17 protein-coding genes, 1 tRNA gene and 1 pseudogene are annotated in these 18,781 nt (G+C 47.6%); 11 read left to right on the forward strand and 8 right to left on the reverse strand.

Annotated elements, in window-relative coordinates:
* Positions 1-25: 25 nt before the first annotated feature.
* From PSI17_RS08300 to PSI17_RS08310, 3 genes are all read right to left on the reverse strand, one after another.
* Positions 26-376 (reverse strand): YceK/YidQ family lipoprotein, encoded by a 351-nt coding sequence (locus PSI17_RS08300; protein ID WP_273551552.1) that lies wholly within the window; start codon positions 374-376, stop codon positions 26-28.
* Between the two features lie 609 nt (positions 377-985).
* Positions 986-2,242, reverse strand: a complete 1,257-nt coding sequence (locus PSI17_RS08305; RefSeq protein ID WP_273551537.1) for a valine--pyruvate transaminase — start codon at positions 2,240-2,242, stop codon at positions 986-988.
* A gap of 115 nt (positions 2,243-2,357) precedes the next feature.
* Positions 2,358-2,921, reverse strand: a complete 564-nt coding sequence (locus tag PSI17_RS08310; protein ID WP_273551538.1) for a DNA-3-methyladenine glycosylase I — start codon at positions 2,919-2,921, stop codon at positions 2,358-2,360.
* Positions 2,922-3,116: 195 nt separating this feature from the next.
* Between PSI17_RS08310 and glyQ the strand changes: the two genes are divergently transcribed.
* From glyQ to PSI17_RS08325, 3 genes are all read left to right on the forward strand, one after another.
* Entirely contained in the window at positions 3,117-4,055 is a 939-nt protein-coding gene (gene glyQ / locus PSI17_RS08315; protein ID WP_273551539.1) for a glycine--tRNA ligase subunit alpha, read from the forward strand.
* Between the two features lie 9 nt (positions 4,056-4,064).
* Positions 4,065-6,134, forward strand: a complete 2,070-nt coding sequence (gene glyS / locus PSI17_RS08320; protein ID WP_273551540.1) for a glycine--tRNA ligase subunit beta — start codon at positions 4,065-4,067, stop codon at positions 6,132-6,134.
* A gap of 164 nt (positions 6,135-6,298) precedes the next feature.
* Positions 6,299-6,375: transfer RNA gene (locus tag PSI17_RS08325), tRNA-Pro, on the forward strand.
* An 85-nt stretch (positions 6,376-6,460) separates the two neighbouring features.
* Here the strand turns inward: PSI17_RS08325 and PSI17_RS08330 are convergent.
* Positions 6,461-6,847 carry a type II toxin-antitoxin system VapC family toxin gene (locus PSI17_RS08330; RefSeq protein ID WP_273551541.1) on the reverse strand — a complete coding sequence of 129 codons (387 nt, stop codon included), beginning with the start codon at positions 6,845-6,847 and terminating at the stop codon, positions 6,461-6,463.
* Positions 6,844-7,077, reverse strand: a complete 234-nt coding sequence (locus PSI17_RS08335; protein ID WP_273551542.1) for a type II toxin-antitoxin system Phd/YefM family antitoxin — start codon at positions 7,075-7,077, stop codon at positions 6,844-6,846. The genes PSI17_RS08330 and PSI17_RS08335 overlap by 4 nt, the downstream gene beginning before the upstream one ends.
* Positions 7,078-7,628: 551 nt before the next feature.
* Between PSI17_RS08335 and dppA the strand changes: the two genes are divergently transcribed.
* From dppA to PSI17_RS17325, 8 genes and pseudogenes are all read left to right on the forward strand, one after another.
* Positions 7,629-9,239 carry a dipeptide ABC transporter periplasmic-binding protein DppA gene (dppA, locus tag PSI17_RS08340; protein ID WP_273551543.1) on the forward strand — a complete coding sequence of 537 codons (1,611 nt, stop codon included), beginning with the start codon at positions 7,629-7,631 and terminating at the stop codon, positions 9,237-9,239.
* A 143-nt stretch (positions 9,240-9,382) separates the two neighbouring features.
* Positions 9,383-10,402: a dipeptide ABC transporter permease DppB gene (gene dppB, locus PSI17_RS08345; RefSeq protein WP_273551544.1), complete on the forward strand. Its 1,020-nt coding sequence runs from the start codon at positions 9,383-9,385 to the stop codon at positions 10,400-10,402.
* A gap of 10 nt (positions 10,403-10,412) precedes the next feature.
* Positions 10,413-11,315 (forward strand): dipeptide ABC transporter permease DppC, encoded by a 903-nt coding sequence (gene dppC, locus PSI17_RS08350; protein WP_273551545.1) that lies wholly within the window; start codon positions 10,413-10,415, stop codon positions 11,313-11,315.
* Between the two features lie 12 nt (positions 11,316-11,327).
* Positions 11,328-12,308: a dipeptide ABC transporter ATP-binding protein gene (gene dppD / locus PSI17_RS08355; RefSeq protein WP_273551546.1), complete on the forward strand. Its 981-nt coding sequence runs from the start codon at positions 11,328-11,330 to the stop codon at positions 12,306-12,308.
* Complete coding sequence (dppF, locus tag PSI17_RS08360; RefSeq protein WP_273551547.1) at positions 12,305-13,339, forward strand: dipeptide ABC transporter ATP-binding subunit DppF; 1,035 nt, start codon at positions 12,305-12,307, stop codon at positions 13,337-13,339. Before dppD ends, dppF begins: the two co-directional genes overlap by 4 nt.
* A 173-nt stretch (positions 13,340-13,512) precedes the next feature.
* Positions 13,513-14,220, forward strand: coding sequence for a HAMP domain-containing protein (locus tag PSI17_RS08365; protein WP_273551548.1), 708 nt, complete (start codon positions 13,513-13,515; stop codon positions 14,218-14,220).
* A 106-nt stretch (positions 14,221-14,326) separates the two neighbouring features.
* Positions 14,327-15,796 carry an insulinase family protein gene (locus PSI17_RS08370; protein ID WP_273551549.1) on the forward strand — a complete coding sequence of 490 codons (1,470 nt, stop codon included), beginning with the start codon at positions 14,327-14,329 and terminating at the stop codon, positions 15,794-15,796.
* Between the two features lie 121 nt (positions 15,797-15,917).
* Positions 15,918-16,579 (forward strand): annotated as a pseudogene (locus tag PSI17_RS17325) (alkaline phosphatase family protein); the annotation flags it as partial.
* A 128-nt stretch (positions 16,580-16,707) separates the two neighbouring features.
* Here the strand turns inward: PSI17_RS17325 and PSI17_RS08385 are convergent.
* The 3 genes from PSI17_RS08385 to yhjD all read right to left on the reverse strand — a co-directional run bounded on the left by PSI17_RS08385 (position 16,708) and on the right by yhjD (position 18,389).
* The gene (locus PSI17_RS08385) at positions 16,708-16,851 is read right to left on the reverse strand and encodes a Hok/Gef family protein (RefSeq protein WP_273551551.1); all 144 of its coding nucleotides are present in this window, start codon (positions 16,849-16,851) and stop codon (positions 16,708-16,710) included.
* Positions 16,852-17,193: 342 nt separating this feature from the next.
* Positions 17,194-17,400: a 2-hydroxymuconate tautomerase family protein gene (locus PSI17_RS08390; RefSeq protein WP_045957420.1), complete on the reverse strand. Its 207-nt coding sequence runs from the start codon at positions 17,398-17,400 to the stop codon at positions 17,194-17,196.
* An 80-nt stretch (positions 17,401-17,480) separates the two neighbouring features.
* Positions 17,481-18,389 (reverse strand): inner membrane protein YhjD, encoded by a 909-nt coding sequence (yhjD, locus tag PSI17_RS08395; RefSeq protein ID WP_273551554.1) that lies wholly within the window; start codon positions 18,387-18,389, stop codon positions 17,481-17,483.
* Between the last annotated feature and the right edge of the window lie 392 nt (positions 18,390-18,781).

The following is an 18,781-nucleotide window of genomic DNA, read 5'->3' on the forward strand; positions in this document are numbered from 1 at the left end:
TGTTTACTGTGACGTCAAATGACAATTAGGCGTCATGATTAATGATGATATCCGGCGCAGGCTGCGTAACCGTCGGGTTTTTATCCAGTTGCTCTATCCGATGTTTGGGGGATTGCTCTGCGTTATCTTGATCGGAGCGGGCATAATCGTAGGGAAGCAGCAGCGTGTCCAAGAAGGCAGAAAACGGCAGGTCGAGCGCAAGCAGAGGCTTCATAATCCACCCCGTTTTATCATCTTGCAGCATGTCAATATTGGCTTTTGCCCCGGAATAGTAACCTTGATAGGGGCCGTTATGGGTCATGATGCTGGAACAGCCCGTCACAAGTAGCCACCCTAATGTGGTGCCGAGTAATAAAAACACTTTACAATTTTTCATCATTTCCATGATCTCAATGAGTTAATTTGCCAATGTTCAGATACTGTATTCGCTATTTAACGCCATTTTTCCAAAGTACAACGGTATAAACTTCACCCGTTAATATTCTTACTCTTTAATACTATTTACTATAGTCATGTTATATTCAGTTTGCTATAGCACTTATCGTTAAATTTTATCCTCTCAACAAATTCTGCATAATGCTCTCTCCTGAATGCTAATTGAGAACGCAGCAAACTTTTAGCCTTAGACGGGAGATGGATTGTATTCTTTTTGATTCATTAAACGTGCTTTAGATCACAGAATGTTGCCCAATTGACTTAATTTGGCTTCAATTTGAGATAGTAGCGGCAATTTAAAGTTAAAAATCCCTGCTTATTCAATTCATTAGAATGTGATTTTTCTGGTTAAATATAGGCAGTTCAGGGAAGGTATAAAAACAAGGATCGTTTTCCTTTCCTATTGTGTGTGAAGAATTCTTTTAGGATTCTAATAACTACTGTCCTGTTCGCAGGTAAAAGTCCTCGTTATCATCTTGCTCCCTCCCCCCTAAAGAGGGAGCTTTTTTTTATTTTTTGCCAACTGATTAAAGACAGTTTGCAATGCAGATCAGCATCCTGCTTCTTGATGGGCTAACTCAATTTCTTCAGACAGAATACGAATGCCTTCTTCGATCTTTTCAATATCAGGCACATAGTTCATCCGCATACATTGATGAGCATGTGGCCAATCATGTTCCAGCCCCGGAAAGAAGAAATGCCCCGGCACCATCAGTACCTTCCGTTTTTTCAATCGCTGATAAAGCACTTCTGTCGTGATAGGCAAGTTTTTAAACCAGAGCCAAAGGAATATTGCCCCTTCCGGTTTATGGATCAGGCAGCGCTCTTCCGAAATATGGCGACGAATAATTTCAATGACGTTGTCTACCCGCTGTTTGTAAAACGGTTGAATGACACTCTGTGACAGGCGGAACAGATCATTGCGCCTAATCATTTCCAGGGCGATAGCCGGCCCGACTCCCCCGGGGGACAGGCTGATAATGCCATTCATGTTACTGACCGCATTGATGATTTTCTCATTAGCGATAATGATCCCGCAGCGGGAACCCGGCAGACCCAATTTGGACAGGCTCATGCACAGAATAATATTATGGTTCCACAGCGGGGTCGCTTCGCTGAAGATAATACCGGGGAATGGCACGCCGTAGGCATTGTCTATCAGTAAGGGGATCTGGTGCTGTTGGGCCAGACTATCCAAGCGCAGTAATTCTTCATCGGTGATCACGTTGCCTGTTGGATTGGTCGGGCGAGAGACGCAAATCAGGTTGATGTCTTCGGTAATATTCAGGTGATCGAAATCGACGTGATATTTGAATTGGCCGTTGGGCAGCAATTCAATATTCGGTTTATTGGCAACAAATAAACCTTCATCCAAACCGGAATCCGAATAACCGATATATTCTGGCGCCAGGGGAAACAGAACGCGTTTCATCGAGCCGTCTTCAGCGCGCCCCGCCAGTAAGTTAAACAAATAGAAAAAGGCACTTTGGCTGCCATTGGTCAGGGCGATGTTTTGTGGATGAATTTCCCAGCCGAGCTTTTCCCTTAACTCTTGGGCCAAGGCCGCTATCAAGGTGTTTTTCCCTTGTGGCCCGTCATAGTTACAGAGGGTTTCGCTTAATTGACCGTCTAACGCCATGTCAGTCAAGATCTGCTGGAAATAATCATCCATTTCTGGGATATGTGCGGGATTTCCGCCACCCAGCATAATGGCACCAGGGGTTCTCAGACCTTGGTTGAGATCAGTCATCAGACGGGTAATTCCCGAATCTTGTGTAAATTTGTTTCCGAATTGCGAAAATTTCATAGTGGCGTTTGCGTCTGTTTTTGTATGAGAAGATTGTATGAGAAGAAAACACCATACCTTGCCCACTATCAGGGTGCAATGGAGTAAAACGGCTATTTCTGTGTTTTTATATCGCTCAGTTGCGGCATAAACAATTGACAAGGTGATCGTTGACTAAACCCGCTGCCTGCATAAAAGCATAGCAGGTGGTGGTGCCGATAAATTTAAATCCCCGTTGTTTCAGCGCGTTTGAAAGTGCATCAGAAGTGGCTGTTTGGGCAGGAACTTCTGACAGATTTTGCCAATGATTAATCTGCGGGGAATCATCAACAAAATGCCAGATAAAAGTGCTGAAATCTTCACCTTGTTCAGCCATTTTTAGGTAAGCACGGGCATTGTGAATAATCGCATTGATTTTGGCTCGGTTACGCACAATGGCCGGTTCTTGCATGAGTCGCCCAACATCTGTTTCATCCATTTTGGCTATTTTGACCGGATCAAACTGATGGAAATACTGCCTATAGCCTTGCCGCTTTTTCAGGATCGTCAGCCATGATAAACCCGCTTGTTGCCCTTCCAGACAAATCAGTTCGAAAAGTTGTTGGCTATCTCTCAGCGGGTTTCCCCACTCATGGTCGTGGTAGGCCAGATAATCAGGATCAGATGTTACCCAACCGCAGCGAATCGTTTCTTTGCTCATAAATTGAATTTCACCTCAGAGAGTGGTTAATAATTGCATCAATATTAGCTGTATAAACATACAAATAAAGCGACTTGAATAAGATTTTTTTATACTGCGGCAAAATTGACAGGTGATCGGTACTGTATATCTTACATTCAAAGGGTATACTGGCCTCTTTCGTTTAAATTCATATGTATCGCGTGCGGATCCAATATGCAAAAGTTTGATACCAAAACCTTTCAAGGGCTCATCCTGACATTACAGGATTACTGGGCGCATCAAGGCTGTACCATCGTCCAACCATTGGATATGGAAGTCGGCGCAGGAACCTCTCATCCTATTACCTGTTTGCGCGCTTTGGGGCCAGAGCCTATTGCCGCAGCGTATGTACAACCTTCTCGTCGTCCAACTGACGGTCGTTATGGCGAAAACCCAAACCGCCTCCAGCATTACTATCAATTTCAGGTGATTATCAAGCCATCTCCCGATAACATTCAGGAACTTTACCTTGGTTCCCTGAAAGCGTTAGGGCTCGATCCGACGGTTCATGATATCCGCTTTGTCGAAGATAACTGGGAAAACCCAACCTTGGGTGCTTGGGGCTTGGGCTGGGAAGTCTGGCTGAATGGCATGGAAGTGACCCAGTTTACTTACTTCCAGCAAGTTGGCGGCCTTGAGTGTAAGCCAGTGACCGGCGAGATTACTTACGGTCTGGAACGTTTGGCGATGTATATCCAAGGCGTGGACAGCGTTTACGATCTGGTCTGGAGCGATGGCCCGTTGGGTAAAACCACTTATGGTGATATTTACCATCAGAACGAGGTTGAACAATCGACTTACAACTTCGAACACGCCGATGTCGATTTCCTGTTTTCCTGCTTTGAGCAATATGAAAAAGAGGCACAGGAATTACTGGCACTGGAAACGCCGCTGCCATTGCCAGCTTATGAGCGCATTCTGAAAGCGGGTCATACGTTCAATTTGCTGGATGCCCGCAAAGCGATTTCTGTGACTGAACGCCAGCGCTATATCCTGCGCATCCGTACCCTGACCAAATCGGTTGCTGAGGCCTATTATGCCTCCCGCGAGGCGCTTGGCTTCCCGATGTGTAATAAGACAATTTGTGATAAGACTATTAGCAACGAGAACTGAGAGGCCATCATGATTCAACAGACTTTTCTTGTGGAAATTGGCACAGAAGAGCTGCCACCAAAGGCGCTACGTTCATTAGCAGAATCCTTTGCGGCCAATTTTGCAGCAGAACTGAATAATGCCAATCTGGGTCATGGTGAAATTAGCTGGTTTGCGGCACCTCGCCGTTTAGCACTGAAAGTCACAAATCTGGCGGCAGCACAGGCTGATCGTGAAGTTGAAAAACGCGGCCCTGCGATTGGCCAAGCATTTGACGCAGAAGGTAAACCGACCAAAGCCGCCGAAGGTTGGGCGCGTGGTTGCGGTATCACCGTTGATCAGGCTGAACGCATGGTCACGGACAAAGGGGAATGGTTGCTCTATCGCGCTCAGGTCAAAGGCCGCGAAGCCAAAGCTTTGCTGGCTGAGATGGTGAGCAGTGCGCTGGGCAAATTGCCAATCCCTAAACTGATGCGTTGGGGCGATAAAGAAACCCAGTTCGTCCGTCCGGTACATACCGTCACGATGCTGCTGGGCAGCGACGTGGTTGACGGCAACATTCTGGGTATTCAATCCGATCGCATTATTCGTGGTCACCGTTTTATGGGTGAAGCGGAATTTGCCATTGAAAATGCAGAACAGTATCCCGCTATTTTGCAGGAACGTGGTCGGGTTATCGCGGATTACGCAACACGTAAGGCGATCATTAAGCGTGACGCAGAACAAGCCGCGATGCAGCTTGGTGGTGTGGCAGATCTGAGCGATAGCCTGTTGGAAGAAGTGACTTCGCTGGTGGAATGGCCGGTGGTACTGACGGCGAAATTCGAAGAAAAATTCTTGCAGGTGCCTGCTGAAGCACTGGTTTACACCATGAAAGGTGACCAGAAATATTTTCCGGTTTACGATCAGGCCGGCAAATTGATGGCGAACTTTATCTTTGTCACCAATATTGAATCTTCTGATCCCCAACAAATCATTTCCGGTAACGAAAAAGTGGTTCGCCCGCGTCTGGCGGATGCGGAATTCTTCTTCAAGACTGACCGCAAACAGCGTTTAGAAGACAACCTGCCTCGTTTGGAAACCGTCCTGTTCCAGAAACAATTAGGCACACTGCGTGACAAAACCGATCGCATTCAGGCTCTGGCTGGCTGGATTGCGGAAAAAATCGGTGCCGATGTCAATCATGCGACGCGCGCGGGGTTATTATCCAAATGTGACCTGATGACCAACATGGTATTCGAATTCACCGATACGCAGGGCGTGATGGGCATGCACTATGCCCGCCATGATGGTGAAGCCGAAGAGGTGGCACTGGCACTGAACGAGCAATATCAGCCGCGTTTCTCTGGTGATGCACTGCCATCAACCGGCGTTTCCTGTGCCGTTGCCATTGCCGATAAAATGGATACATTGGCGGGGATCTTCGGGATTGGCCAGCATCCGAAAGGCGATAAAGACCCGTTTGCCCTGCGCCGTGCGGCACTGGGTGTTTTGCGCATTATCGTTGAGAAAAAACTGCCGCTTGACCTTCAGGCGTTGGCAGCAGAAGCGGTGCGTCTGTACGGTGACAAGCTGACCAACGAAAAAGTGGTGGATGATGTGGTTGAGTTTATGCTCGGCCGCTTCCGCGCGTGGTATCAGGAACTGGGTTATGGCGTTGATACGATCCAAGCAGTACTGGCGCGTCGTCCGACCCAACCCGCCGACTTTGATGCCCGCATGAAAGCCGTGACGCATTTCCGTACTCTGGATGAAGCGGTCTCTCTGGCGGCGGCGAATAAGCGTGTTTCCAACATTCTGGCGAAATCCGAAGAGACGTTGAATGACAGCGTTCAGGCTTCGGTATTGAAAGCGGCAGAAGAGATCCAACTGGCGACGCATCTGGTGGTACTGAAAGAAAAACTGGCGCCTCTGTTTGCCGAAAGCAATTATCAGGATGCGCTGGTTGAATTGGCTTCCCTGCGTGAAGTGGTGGACGCGTTCTTCGACAACGTGATGGTGATGGATGAAGACAGCCAGATCAGGATCAATCGTTTGACGCTGTTAAGTGAATTGCGTGACCTGTTCTTGCGTGTCGCTGATATTTCACTGCTCCAGTAATCGCTGATTGATTTAATGCAAAGCCTCACCGTTTAGGATGAGGCTTTTTGTTATCTGCGCTGGGTTACACAGGGGTATTTTGGCTGGTTTATCATCAAACAAGCACTTATCTTTAAAAAGAGATTGACGGTATGCGGCGCTGGCAGTAAGATGCGCTTCGTTTTCGGCGAGTAGCGCAGCTTGGTAGCGCAACTGGTTTGGGACCAGTGGGTCGGAGGTTCGAATCCTCTCTCGCCGACCAGCATTCTGAAACCCTGCTTTTTTAAGCAGGGTTTTTTGCTATGTATGAAATAAAATTATTGCATACTTTCTTGTTCGCTTTTGGCTTACAGACGCGCATTCATTAATCGAATGCCATATGCCGAAAAGGCACTGTCAGCAGAAACCAGCGTTAATCCCTCCATTTGTGCTTGTACAATAAGCATCCGATCAAACGGATCTCCATGATGACGTGGTAAATCACCCGCACTTTCTGCATGGGCATGTGTGATTGATAAAGGAATAAAATTATTTTTTTCCATAATAAGATCAAAATCGGCATTGAACTTTAATTTTCCCAATGCACGTTTTATGGATATTTCCCAAGGAGTTACTGAGCTGACAAATATGCTACTTGTTCCTTTGGCGATCACCCTTCTTGTCATTTCGCCTAAAGATGGATCATTCGTAATCCACCAAATGAGTGCGTGGGTATCCAATAAAAGCCGTTTCATAGTGATCCTTCAAACATTTCCTGTATATCACGGTCAGCTTCGTAAAATTTTTCATCTATACTGACATCATTTTCGAATCCTCCGGGGATTCTATCTGATTGATTAATAGGAACGAGTTGGACATAAGGTTTTCCAGATCTCGCGATAATAACAATTTCACCATTAACGGCTTTATCTGCAAGTTGACTTAAATGTGTTTTCGCTTCGTGCATATTTGCTTGAATAGTCATGCTTTATCCCCTTTAGCTAAATTGGCTAAGGTTATATTATAGTCGTTTTGAGCGAAATATCATCACGAAAACCTATCTAAACAATATATTGATAGTTATTTAAAGAAACTGAGTATTAGGAGTAATCGTATGGCTTCTGTCAATAAGCCGGATGAATAGCAAAAACGATTGTTTTCACAAGACCCGTCCTGTTTTTCACCTTAATGATTTATATTTCAACGCATTATTCTGAGTAAATCGTATCCGCATCTTATGCACGCCTGTCTTTTTTATAAGCTATGTTGCTCATTATTTAAGTAATTGGTCACAAATTCAAAAATTATCATCACCAGAGTTTAATTCTTCCTGTTTGGTTAATTTCTAGTTCATTTGCCTATTTCGTATGCTTCTTGTCATGTTTTTCAACTATTATTGTTAATAATTTTTTGCTTTTATGTTCTTCTTATGTTTCTCATGTTATGTGTAATTATGTTGACGTCAGGCATAACAATTGATTAATTGACAAGCGAAAAGATAACAAAACAAACAACATCACAAACGGGGTGCAAGTAATGACGATTTTCAAGAAAAAACCGTCCAGTTTGTTAAAGCTGGGTGTCGGTCTTATTGCATTGGCGGTGACAGCCAGTATTCAGGCAAAAACGCTGGTTTACTGCTCTGAAGGTTCTCCTGAAGGCTTTAACCCGCAGCTATTCACTTCGGGTACAACGTATGACGCAACGTCCAGACAGATCTATAACCGTCTGGTGGATTTTAAAGCAGGTACAACGAGTATCATCCCAAGCTTGGCCGAAAGTTGGGATGTGAGTGACGATGGTAAAGTTTATACCTTCCATTTGCGCAAGGGGGTGAAGTGGCACAGCAGCAAGGAATTCAAACCTACCCGTGATTTTAATGCAGATGATGTGATTTTTACTTTTATGCGTCAGAAAGATAAAAATCATCCGTACCATAATGTCTCAGGCGGCAGCTACGAATATTTCATTGGCATGGATATGGGGAGTATCATCAGCAAAATAGAAAAAGTCGATGATCATACCGTTCGCTTTGTATTGTCACGCTCTGAGGCTCCTTTCATTGCTAATCTGGCGATGGATTTTGCTTCAATCATGTCCAAAGAATATGCTGATGTGATGATGAAAGGGGGCACACCAGAAAAAGTTGACCTCAATCCGATTGGCACCGGCCCATTCCAGCTAGTGCAATACCAAAAAGACTCGCGCATTCTCTATAAGGCATTTAAGGATTATTGGGAAGGGCCAGCGAAAATTGACCGCTTAGTCTTCTCCATTACACCTGATGCTTCTGTCCGCTATGCAAAATTGCAGAAAAACGAATGTCAGGTGATGCCGTATCCAAACCCTGCGGATATCGCCCGGATGAAACAAGATAAAAATATTGTCTTGATGGAACAGGCGGGTTTGAACGTGGGTTACCTTGCTTTCAATGTCACCAAGCCGCCACTGGATAATGTGAAAGTGCGTCAGGCACTGGTAACGGCAGTGAACAAAGACGCGATCCTTGAGGCGGTGTATCAGGGCGCAGGGCAGAAAGCGAAAAACCTGATCCCGCCCACTATGTGGGGTTATAACGACGGTATCAAAGATTACAGCTATGATCCCGCCAAAGCCAAGGCACTGTTGCAGGAAGCGGGCTTGCCGGATGGTTTTGAAACCGATCTGTGGGCGATGCCGGTACAGCGCCCGTATAACCCGAATGCCCGTCGCATGGCGGAAATGATTCAGGCCGACTGGGCGAAAATTGGTGTTAAAGCCAAGATCGTCAGTTATGAGTGGGGTGAATACCTGAAACGTGCCAAAGATGGTGAACCGAAAACGGTCATGATGGGATGGACGGGAGATAATGGTGATCCTGATAACTTCTTCGGCACCCTGTTTAGTTGTGCCGCTAAAGAAAGGGGTTCCAACTATTCCAAATGGTGCTATAAGCCATTTGAGGACATTATCCAGCCAGCGCGTGAAACCGCGGATGTCAATAAGCGCACGGAACTTTATAAACAGGCACAGGTTGTCATGCATGAACAAGTCCCCGCATTGATCGTTGCCCACTCCACGGCTTATGAACCCGTTCGTAAAGAAGTGAACGGATATTTGGTTGATCCCCTTGGCAGACACCTTTTCTACCATGTTGATCTCAAATAATTCTTGCTATTGAGCTGTTGTGATTAACCATCTCCCGGATTTTCCTGTGGGGATGGTTTCGCTTCTCTGCTGGGCAAGTCGGTTTGTATTACACCAAGCGGTCCAAAGAACCGTAACTGGTATCTAAAAAGAGAAATCAGGATATGCTGCAATTTATCCTCCGGCGTCTGGGTCTGGTAATCCCGACGTTTATTGGTATTACGCTGCTGACTTTCGCGTTTGTGCATATGATCCCCGGCGATCCCGTACTGATTATGGCGGGAGAACGGGGCATTTCTGCCGAGCGTCATGCCGAGTTAATGGCGGCAATGGGGCTGGATAAGCCTCTCTGGGAGCAATATCTTCATTACATCAATGGCGTACTGCATGGTGATTTGGGGATCTCGTTAAAAAGCCGCATTCCTGTCTGGGATGAGTTTGTCCCGCGCTTTAAAGCGACGCTTGAATTGGGTATCTGTGCCATGCTGTTTGCTATCTCTGTCGGGATCCCGGTCGGAGTATTAGCGGCCGTCAAGCGGGGTTCTGTCTTCGATCACACCGCAGTTGGCTTATCCCTGACAGGCTATTCCATGCCGATTTTCTGGTGGGGGATCATGCTGATCATGCTGGTTTCCGTCCAGTGGAATTTAACGCCCGTTTCCGGCCGGATCAGCGATAGTGTGTTCCTCGATGACAGCTATCCCCTGACGGGATTTATGCTGATTGATACGCTGATTTGGGGAGAGGAAGGTGATTTCACTGATGCTGTCATGCACATGATCCTGCCCGCGATTGTGCTGGGAACGATCCCGTTAGCCGTGATTGTGCGCATGACCCGCTCTGCCATGCTGGAAGTGCTGGGCGAAGATTACATTCGGACTGCCCGTGCAAAAGGGCTGAGCCGCCTTCGTGTCATTATCGTCCATGCGCTGCGTAATGCTTTATTACCTGTCGTCACCGTGATTGGCCTGCAAGTGGGCATCATGTTGGCGGGTGCCATTCTGACAGAAACGATTTTTTCCTGGCCTGGATTGGGGCGTTGGCTGATCGATGCCCTGCAACGTCGCGACTATCCGGTCGTACAGGGGGGCGTATTGCTGGCCGCAACCATGATTATTTTGGTCAATCTGGTGGTTGATCTGTTGTATGGCATCGTCAATCCGCGTATTCGGCATAAAAAATAAGGGGCACATGATGACTCAAACAACTGAGCCGGTGGTATCGGGTGCGCCAAAATTAATGACGCCGATCCAAGAATTTTGGCACTACTTTAAACGTAATAAAGGTGCAGTGATTGGCCTTGCCTATATTATCCTGATGCTGCTGACTGCATTATTGGCCGGGATACTGGCACCGCATGGTCCGGCAGAACAGTTCCGTGATGCCCTTTTGACGCCCCCGGTCTGGCAGGAAGGCGGAAGCTGGCAATTTATCCTCGGCACGGATGATGTCGGGCGCGATATTCTGTCCCGCCTGATGTATGGCGCTCGTTTGTCATTGCTGGTTGGCTGTCTGGTCGTGGTGATGTCACTGATTATGGGCGTCATCATGGGGCTGTTGGCGGGTTATTTCGGCGGTGTGGTGGATACCATTATCATGCGGATCGTCGATATTATGTTGGCTTTGCCAAGCTTGCTGCTGGCACTGGTGCTGGTGGCAATCTTTGGCCCGTCGATTGTCAATGCGTCATTAGCACTGACTTTCGTCGCTTTGCCCCACTATATCCGCCTGACAAGGGCGGCGGTACTGGTGGAAATCAACCGCGATTATGTGACGGCTTCCCAAGTGGCGGGTGCCGGTGCCATACGCCAGATGTTTATCAATATCCTGCCAAACTGCCTCGCACCGTTGATTGTGCAGGCGTCATTAGGGTTTTCAAACGCGATCCTCGATATGGCTGCCTTGGGGTTTCTGGGCATGGGGGCGCAGCCACCGACACCAGAATGGGGAACCATGCTGGCCGATGTTTTGCAATTTGCCCAGAGTGCGTGGTGGGTGGTGACCTTTCCGGGGCTGGCTATTCTGTTGACCGTATTGGCGTTTAACCTGATGGGGGACGGGTTGCGCGATGCACTTGATCCCAAGCTCAAGCAGTAGGGGTATTGTGATATGGCATTATTAAATGTAGACCAATTATCGGTGCACTTCGGGGATGACGGTGCACCATTCCGCGCCGTTGACCGTATCAGCTATCGGGTTGAGCAGGGAGAGGTTGTCGGCATTGTGGGGGAATCCGGTTCAGGTAAATCAGTCAGCTCACTGGCGATTATGGGGCTGATTGATTATCCGGGCAAGGTCATGGCCAACAAACTGGAATTCGATGGTCGTGACCTGACCAAAATTTCAGAAAAAGCGCGCCGTCAGTTGGTGGGGGCGGAAGTGGCCATGATTTTCCAAGATCCCATGACCAGTCTGAATCCGTGCTACACCGTCGGTTATCAGATTATGGAAGCCTTGAAAGTCCATCATGGCGGCAATCGGAAAACGCGCCACCAGCGAGCCATCGACCTACTGAATCAGGTAGGTATTCCCGATCCGGCCTCTCGTTTGGATGTTTATCCGCATCAATTATCAGGGGGGATGAGTCAGCGTGTCATGATTGCCATGGCTATCGCGTGCCGGCCGAAACTTCTGATTGCTGATGAACCGACGACGGCGCTGGATGTCACCATTCAGGCTCAAATCATCGAACTGTTGCTGGAATTGCAGCAGAAAGAAAACATGGCATTACTTTTGATCACCCATGACTTGGCGCTGGTGGCGGAAGCGGCCCATCATATTATTGTGATGTATGCCGGGCAGGTGGTGGAAATTGGTAAAGCGACGGAAATCTTCCGCGCACCACGCCATCCTTATACGCAGGCATTATTGCGGGCACTGCCGGAGTTTGCGACAGACAAATCCCGTCTGGCATCGTTGTCCGGCGTCGTGCCCGGTAAATATGACCGTCCAACGGGATGTCTGCTTAACCCTCGCTGCCCTTATGCCAATGCGCATTGCCGTCAGGAGGAACCGCCATTGCAAACCGTGAGAGATCGTCAGGTTAAATGTCATATGCCGCTGGATGATGAGGGGAGGCCAACAGTATGAGTGTGCAACAAAGCAGAGAACAGGAAAAGTCCGCATCTTCTTTAAGGGATACGGCACCTTTACTGAAAGCCAGCGAATTAAAGAAATATTATCCGGTAAAAACCGGTTTATTCTCGCCTGAGCGTATGGTCAAGGCGTTGGATGGTATCTCTTTTGAATTGGAAAAAGGCAAAACCCTGGCGGTTGTTGGCGAATCGGGTTGTGGAAAATCCACATTGGGTCGCCTGTTGACCATGATTGAAAAACCGACGGATGGAGAGCTTTATTATCTGGGGCAAGATCTCTTGGTGCCTAATAAAGAAGCAGAAAAACTGCGGCGGCAGAAAATCCAGATCGTATTTCAAAATCCCTACGCTTCCTTAAATCCCCGTAAAAAAGTGGGGCAGATTTTGGAAGAGCCGTTGCTGATTAATACGTTACTGACGGCGGCCGAACGTAAGGAAAAGGTCTTGCAGATGATGGAGAAAGTGGGATTAAAACCGGAACATTACCCGCGTTATCCACATATGTTTTCGGGCGGGCAGCGTCAGCGGATCGCCATTGCTCGTGGGTTGATGCTAAACCCGGACGTGGTGATTGCAGATGAACCCGTTTCGGCATTGGATGTTTCGGTACGGGCGCAGGTTTTGAACCTGATGATGGATTTGCAGCAGGATCTGGGATTGTCTTATGTCTTTATCTCCCATGATCTTTCAGTCGTTGAGCATATTGCTGATGAAGTGATGGTGATGTATTTGGGGCGTTGTGTTGAAAAAGGCAGCCGGGAAATGATTTTCAGCCATCCGCGTCACCCTTACACACAGGCACTGTTGTCGGCGACGCCTCGCTTGAATCCTGAGCTGCGTCGTGAGCGCATTAAACTGACGGGAGAACTGCCAAGCCCGATGAATCCGCCCCCGGGGTGTGCTTTTGCTGCCCGTTGCCGTCGTGCGTTCAGTCAATGTACCCAATTTCAGCCGAAATTGAAGCAATATGGCGGACAACAGATCGCGTGCTTCGCGGTCGAACAGGATGAAAATCCATCCGCCTAATCCTATTCTGACCGTGGTATTATACCCCGGTCATTTTCCCCTATTGCGTTATTACATTATTGCATTCATCAAAATAAGACGACCGCAAGTAAAATCAAGTATACTCACTCACATTGTTAAGATGTGCTGGTCAGTATTTTCACTGTCATTGATTTAGTATTGGTTTGGATAAGATGAAATTGCGTGTCAAACGTTCGTTAACCATTAAACAGATGGCCGCAGTGACAGGCGTCACTTTGGTGACCATTGCCATTTTCATCACCATCCAATTATCCCACTTATTGCAGCAGCGGAAAGAGGATTATATCAGTCAGCTTAACAATGCCGCCGTACAGATCCAGACGCCCTTGGCAGAAGCGTTGTTGAGTTCAGATCTCAATAAAGCGAAAACCCTGTTGATTGGATTGAAGACCTCCGGCATTCTGGGGCGGGCCGATGTGCGATTACCTGATAACGTGCGGGTAATGAGCTTGGATTTTGCCACTCATCGTCCTATCCCTGAACTGGCAAAGCAGGTTTTTGGTATTCCCGTTGAGGTCAATATTCCGCTCTATGTTTATGGTGTGGCGCCAAAAACCGCAGAGTCACAGGGGCACCTTATTTTGCAGGTTGACTCCAATCGGGTGTATCGTTTCGCCTTGAATACACTTGCATTAATGTTAACTACTTATTTATTACTTGCGCTTATTCTCACGGTGTCGATAAGCTGGTGCGTAAATCGCATTATCATCCATCCATTGCGCGATGTTGTGCGGGAACTGAATGGAGAACAGCCGCCAGAACCGATGTCTTGCCCTAAAAGCCATCAGGATGATGAGCTGGGATTGCTGGTAAAAGGCTATAATCGTCAGGTTAATAAGCAGAAAACACCATCAAAATGAAACCTTACAAGGTGAATGGCGGTCTAATCCTGAATGATAATATCTGGGTATAGCTGATTATCTTAGGTTTTGCAGGATAAAATTAAACAGGTAGGGGTAAGTGAGCATGCTGGGCAACAAAATCGGGTATCTTATTGGTGGTGCGATCTTGGCGACGACGTGTTTGGCACAGGCTGAGACGTTACAGCCTGATCCGGCCTGGCAGCAGGGTAAACTTGACAATGGGTTTAGCTGGCAAATCCTGCAAACACCACAACGGCCCAATGACAGAATACAGTTGCGGTTATTGGTCAAGACTGGCTCATTGACCGAGAAAAACCTGCAACGGGGCTACACCTACCTTATTCCGAAAATCGTCTTATCCAGCAGTAAAGATTTATCATCGCAGCAATTGGAAAACTTGTGGCGCAATGCGATAGAGACTAAAAACCCCCTTCCACCTGCCATTGTTTCCTATGATTTCACCCTTTATAGCCTGAGCCTGCCGAATAATCGCCCCGAATTGTTGCAGGACGCATTGATATGGTTGTCTGGCATGGCGGGTGGCGCGGTATTTACACCGCAAACACTGGCACTGGCCATGAAAACGGATGAAAATTCTGTGACGACTTTTCCATCTGATATTCAAGACCCGGTGTGGCGTATGCGCCTGCAAGGTTCGACACTTATCGGTCATGATCCTGGGATGTCGGTATCAGTGCCTGTGGATGCCAAAAAAGTCGAAAATTTTTATCATCAATGGTACACGCCGGATGTGATGACCCTGTATATCGCGGGGCATGTTGACAACCGATCACTGTCCGAGCAGGTTAATCAGGCATTTGCGTCATTGGCGGGAAAACGGCAGACACCGGTTCCTGTTCCTACCTTGCTGCCGCTGAAAGCAGCAACGATTGGCGTAGAGAATGATAAAGCCAAACAAGATCGCCTGTCCTTAACTTGGAGCCTGAATTGGTCGCCAATTAATAATTCACAGGCACTGACTCAGTACTGGTTAAATGACCTGACGCGTGAAGCGCTTTATCGTTACCTGCAATTGGGGCTTAAGGACAAGCAGGATGACATGCAGTTGGGCCTGGATTGCCGTGTGCTATACCAGCAGGCGAACTGCTCATTAAATCTGGATGCCCCGACGGACAAACTGATGGGGGCCACGCTGTATCTGGCTTCTCAACTGTCATCCCTGTGGGAAAATGGCTTGCCGCAGGAACAATTTGATGAACTCTATGCTCAGAAGCGGAGTCAGCTCCAGCAGCTATTTGCCATGTATGCCCGCACCGATACCGATGTTTTGATTAACCAACGTCTGTTATCACAACAAAATAATGTGATCGATATCGCCCCCGAACAATTTCAGCGGTTAAGACAGGCATTTTTATCCGCCCTGACGCCCCAACTTTTGAATAACAAACTGAAAGAGATGCTGTCGCAAGAAATCTCTTTTATTCTGGTGCAACCCAAAGGTGAGGCAGCGGTAGATGTGAATCAAATCAAAAATAGCTTTAACCAGATTATGCGACCGGGGCCACTGCCGGAAAAAACGCAAACGCCTGAAACCGTGAACGGTGGTGAGTAAGAGAACAGATGGGTGCTGAGGCTGATTTTTAAGCAATTTTTCCTTGGTGTCATCTCCCTGTCATATTCAGGCATTATCCTTGAGGTTATTTTCAGAGCACGTTTCAGGAAATTAATCATGTATGCCTTGCTTTTCACGAAGAGAAATATTGCGGGCTGCCACTATCGGGATTGCCTATTCATTACTGCCGGCTTCGATTCGTAAGGCGCTGGCCATACCCGCTAACAATCGTACCGGCACCATTGATGATGTGGCGCATGTGGTCAACTCCCCGGTGGTCGCAATATCTGGCAGCAGCAAGGTGAGGGACGGCTGGTCTTGCCCTATCACTTGGACAGCCGGCGCGGCAATGCGCAGAGGGCCGGGGGAACGCCTCATTCCTGGGTTGATGAACACTTGGCTTGGGGCAGCGGCCGCATGAATGACTGGCCAACCTATAAAACCACGATCTCAATGGGCTATTACCGCCAAACCGAGCTGCCGTACCAATTTGCCTTGGCCAATACTTTTACCCTGTGTGACGCCTACCACTGTTCGATTCATGCAGGCACTAATCCCAACCGCCTGTTTCTCTGGAGCGGTACAAATGGTCCCAGCGCCGCTAATGTTGCCGCGGTGATCAACGAGTGGGACAGCCCCGGCTCTCCGGAGGTGGGATATACGTGGAAAACTTACCCTGAACGATTGGAAGAGAGCGGCATTAGCTGGAAAATTTATCAATACCTGCCGGACAACTTCGGCGATAACCCGCTGGCCGACTGGAAAATGGTGGGCACAGCGTCAGCGATCCGCTGATGGAGAAAGTGTGAGAAAATTTATTATTGCTTCACTTCAGGAAAAGAAAGGGTGCTTGTATCACCAGCCCTCACAAAAGAAAGAGAAATGCGGGGGAGAAACCCTCCCCCACAAGACTACTCGTCACATGACAGAGTAGCTTGAACCACTGTGTTTCCGCTGCTAACTCTCAAAGAACAAAGTCTATCGCGCATTAACAATGAAAAGCACAGAACCGTTATACAAACGGCAATAAGCCCGATAAGAGCAAACTTGGTCATTCCTCTTGACTCCTTATTACAAAGGAGGCAGAATCAAATTGTGACGTTTGGAGACTGCCTCGAATTACGATTAACATCTAATTCGGGGCTTTCGTCTTTCTGGCTCTGGCAAATGCCTGAACCAGAATGATTCAAGCACCCACCGCAATAATATCAGACTGTTACCGCTGACAAACACCTTTGCACCAGTTAATCTAAAATTAAACTTACTAACTCAATCGGTTGGTTGGTATTGCACTTATCATGCGAATCCAAGTTCCATAAAAAATCAGCCAGTTGAATAAACTAGCTGATTGTGAGGTGGTTGTATTTACCTAATACATTATAATTGAGGCAAGCAACTCACTTCTTCGCCGCAGCCCTTAACTCAGTTACGTTCTTCCCCCCAATTCCCCAGTTATCGGTTTCTACTTCATCAATGATCACAAAAGTCGTTGCGGGGTTTTTTCCAAGCACATCCACCAGCAATTGGGTTGCACCTTCAATCAGTTGTTTTTTCTGTTCGGCAGTGGCGCCTTCACGGGTAATTCTGATGTTCACAAATGGCATAAAAATGACTCCTTTTTGGGTTTGTTATAGATAAGTGGGTACAGCAAAAAAAACAGTCTTACTTATTGATATCTAGATATTTACTCAGCCTTCTTGTCTTCTGAGGTGGCGATCCACGCGGCGCAAAACAGGGTCAGGCGGGCGAAGAAATAGAAGAAAGCCATTAAGCCAATCACTGAACCAAAGGCAGCGCCGGAAGGGGAGCTGGCAAGGCGTGGCAGCATCATGGTCATAATATATTTGATCACTTCAAATCCTATTGCGGCCATTAAGGTGCCTTTGAACAGCGCTTTCCTTTCCGGGCGATGACGCGGCAAGATCCACAATATCCAAAGGAATAACAAATAATTGGCGGAAATGGAAATGGTCATGCCAATGGATGTCCATGCAGGCCGGAGCCAATCGATGCCTTCCAACCCAAGGGCATGGACGAGGGTCGCTTGGGCAGAGCCTGCGATGGAAGTCAGCGAAAGCGTCATGACCAACGCAAAAAGCAGACCGAATAAGGAGAAAAAGTCGCGAATATATTGAAAGTAAATCTTCTCTTTATCTTCATGATTGCGTTCCCAGACATCCCGTGATTGGGCAAGTATCGCCTCGCGTAAATTTCCGACCCAGTTCAACCCCGAGTACAGCGCGATCGCCAAACCGGTCAGTCCCACCGTTGTTCTTTGGCTGACCGCCGTGTCTACGCTGTTTTTCAGGGTGTTGGCAAGGGTGGGATCACTGATGCTATTGGCGATGCCATTGATCAAACGTGCCAGCAAGTCCGGATTGGATGCCAGCACAAAACCGGCGACGGCAAAAGAGAGCATCAGGATGGGGATTAAGGAGAGAAACGAGAAATAGGTGATGGCTGCACCAAATTGGCTCCCCATTCGGTCGTTGAAACGTTGTGCCGCCCGAATGAGGTGGGCGATAAAAGGGATCCGGCGGACGGCATTGCCAATACGAAGGGTGACAGAAAGCGCTTTTTTACTGCTGTGCAGCCCTTTCGCTAATGGCGTGAAACGTTTCCCTGTATTGAAGGATTCCTTTTTTCATGGTCACTTGGCATGACATCCTCTGGGTGAAAAACGATATGTGAAAAAACAGTATGCGAAAAAACAGTATGTGAAAAAACAGTGTGCGAAAAAACGGTGTGCGAAAAAAGAGTAACAGGCAAAATGGAAAAGGCAACTGGTGAGGGAATACAAAGAAGTACGGTAGCCTGATATTGGCTACCGTACCGAAGATCAATCGTTGATTATGATGATCAATCTAATTGACGACCCTTAACTTCACTGTGGGTTGCAGGAAGCTCGCTATTGTGGCTCTCATTTTTCACAAAAGGCACTTTACCGGAGAAAATATCTTTTTGTGCAGAGGCGGCCAGACCCAT

Origin of the sequence: Xenorhabdus sp. IM139775 (assembly GCF_028598745.1) — a bacterium.
Taxonomy (GTDB): Bacteria; Pseudomonadota; Gammaproteobacteria; order Enterobacterales; family Enterobacteriaceae; genus Xenorhabdus.

Bases quoted from the DNA above. Each gene is read 5' to 3' on its own strand.
- dppA (WP_273551543.1), top strand. From the start codon at position 7,629: ATGACGATTTTCAAGAAAAAACCGTCCAGTTTGTTAAAGCTGGGTGTC.
- dppD (WP_273551546.1), top strand. From the start codon at position 11,328: ATGGCATTATTAAATGTAGACCAATTATCGGTGCACTTCGGGGATGAC.
- dppC (WP_273551545.1), top strand. From the start codon at position 10,413: ATGACTCAAACAACTGAGCCGGTGGTATCGGGTGCGCCAAAATTAATG.
- glyQ (WP_273551539.1), top strand. From the start codon at position 3,117: ATGCAAAAGTTTGATACCAAAACCTTTCAAGGGCTCATCCTGACATTA.
- PSI17_RS08305 (WP_273551537.1), bottom strand. From the start codon at position 2,242: ATGAAATTTTCGCAATTCGGAAACAAATTTACACAAGATTCGGGAATT.
- dppB (WP_273551544.1), top strand. From the start codon at position 9,383: ATGCTGCAATTTATCCTCCGGCGTCTGGGTCTGGTAATCCCGACGTTT.
- PSI17_RS08335 (WP_273551542.1), bottom strand. From the start codon at position 7,077: ATGACTATTCAAGCAAATATGCACGAAGCGAAAACACATTTAAGTCAA.
- PSI17_RS08310 (WP_273551538.1), bottom strand. From the start codon at position 2,921: ATGAGCAAAGAAACGATTCGCTGCGGTTGGGTAACATCTGATCCTGAT.
- PSI17_RS08300 (WP_273551552.1), bottom strand. From the start codon at position 376: ATGAAAAATTGTAAAGTGTTTTTATTACTCGGCACCACATTAGGGTGG.
- PSI17_RS08330 (WP_273551541.1), bottom strand. From the start codon at position 6,847: ATGAAACGGCTTTTATTGGATACCCACGCACTCATTTGGTGGATTACG.
- PSI17_RS08365 (WP_273551548.1), top strand. From the start codon at position 13,513: ATGAAATTGCGTGTCAAACGTTCGTTAACCATTAAACAGATGGCCGCA.
- PSI17_RS08370 (WP_273551549.1), top strand. From the start codon at position 14,327: ATGCTGGGCAACAAAATCGGGTATCTTATTGGTGGTGCGATCTTGGCG.
- PSI17_RS08385 (WP_273551551.1), bottom strand. From the start codon at position 16,851: ATGACCAAGTTTGCTCTTATCGGGCTTATTGCCGTTTGTATAACGGTT.
- PSI17_RS08390 (WP_045957420.1), bottom strand. From the start codon at position 17,400: ATGCCATTTGTGAACATCAGAATTACCCGTGAAGGCGCCACTGCCGAA.
- glyS (WP_273551540.1), top strand. From the start codon at position 4,065: ATGATTCAACAGACTTTTCTTGTGGAAATTGGCACAGAAGAGCTGCCA.
- dppF (WP_273551547.1), top strand. From the start codon at position 12,305: ATGAGTGTGCAACAAAGCAGAGAACAGGAAAAGTCCGCATCTTCTTTA.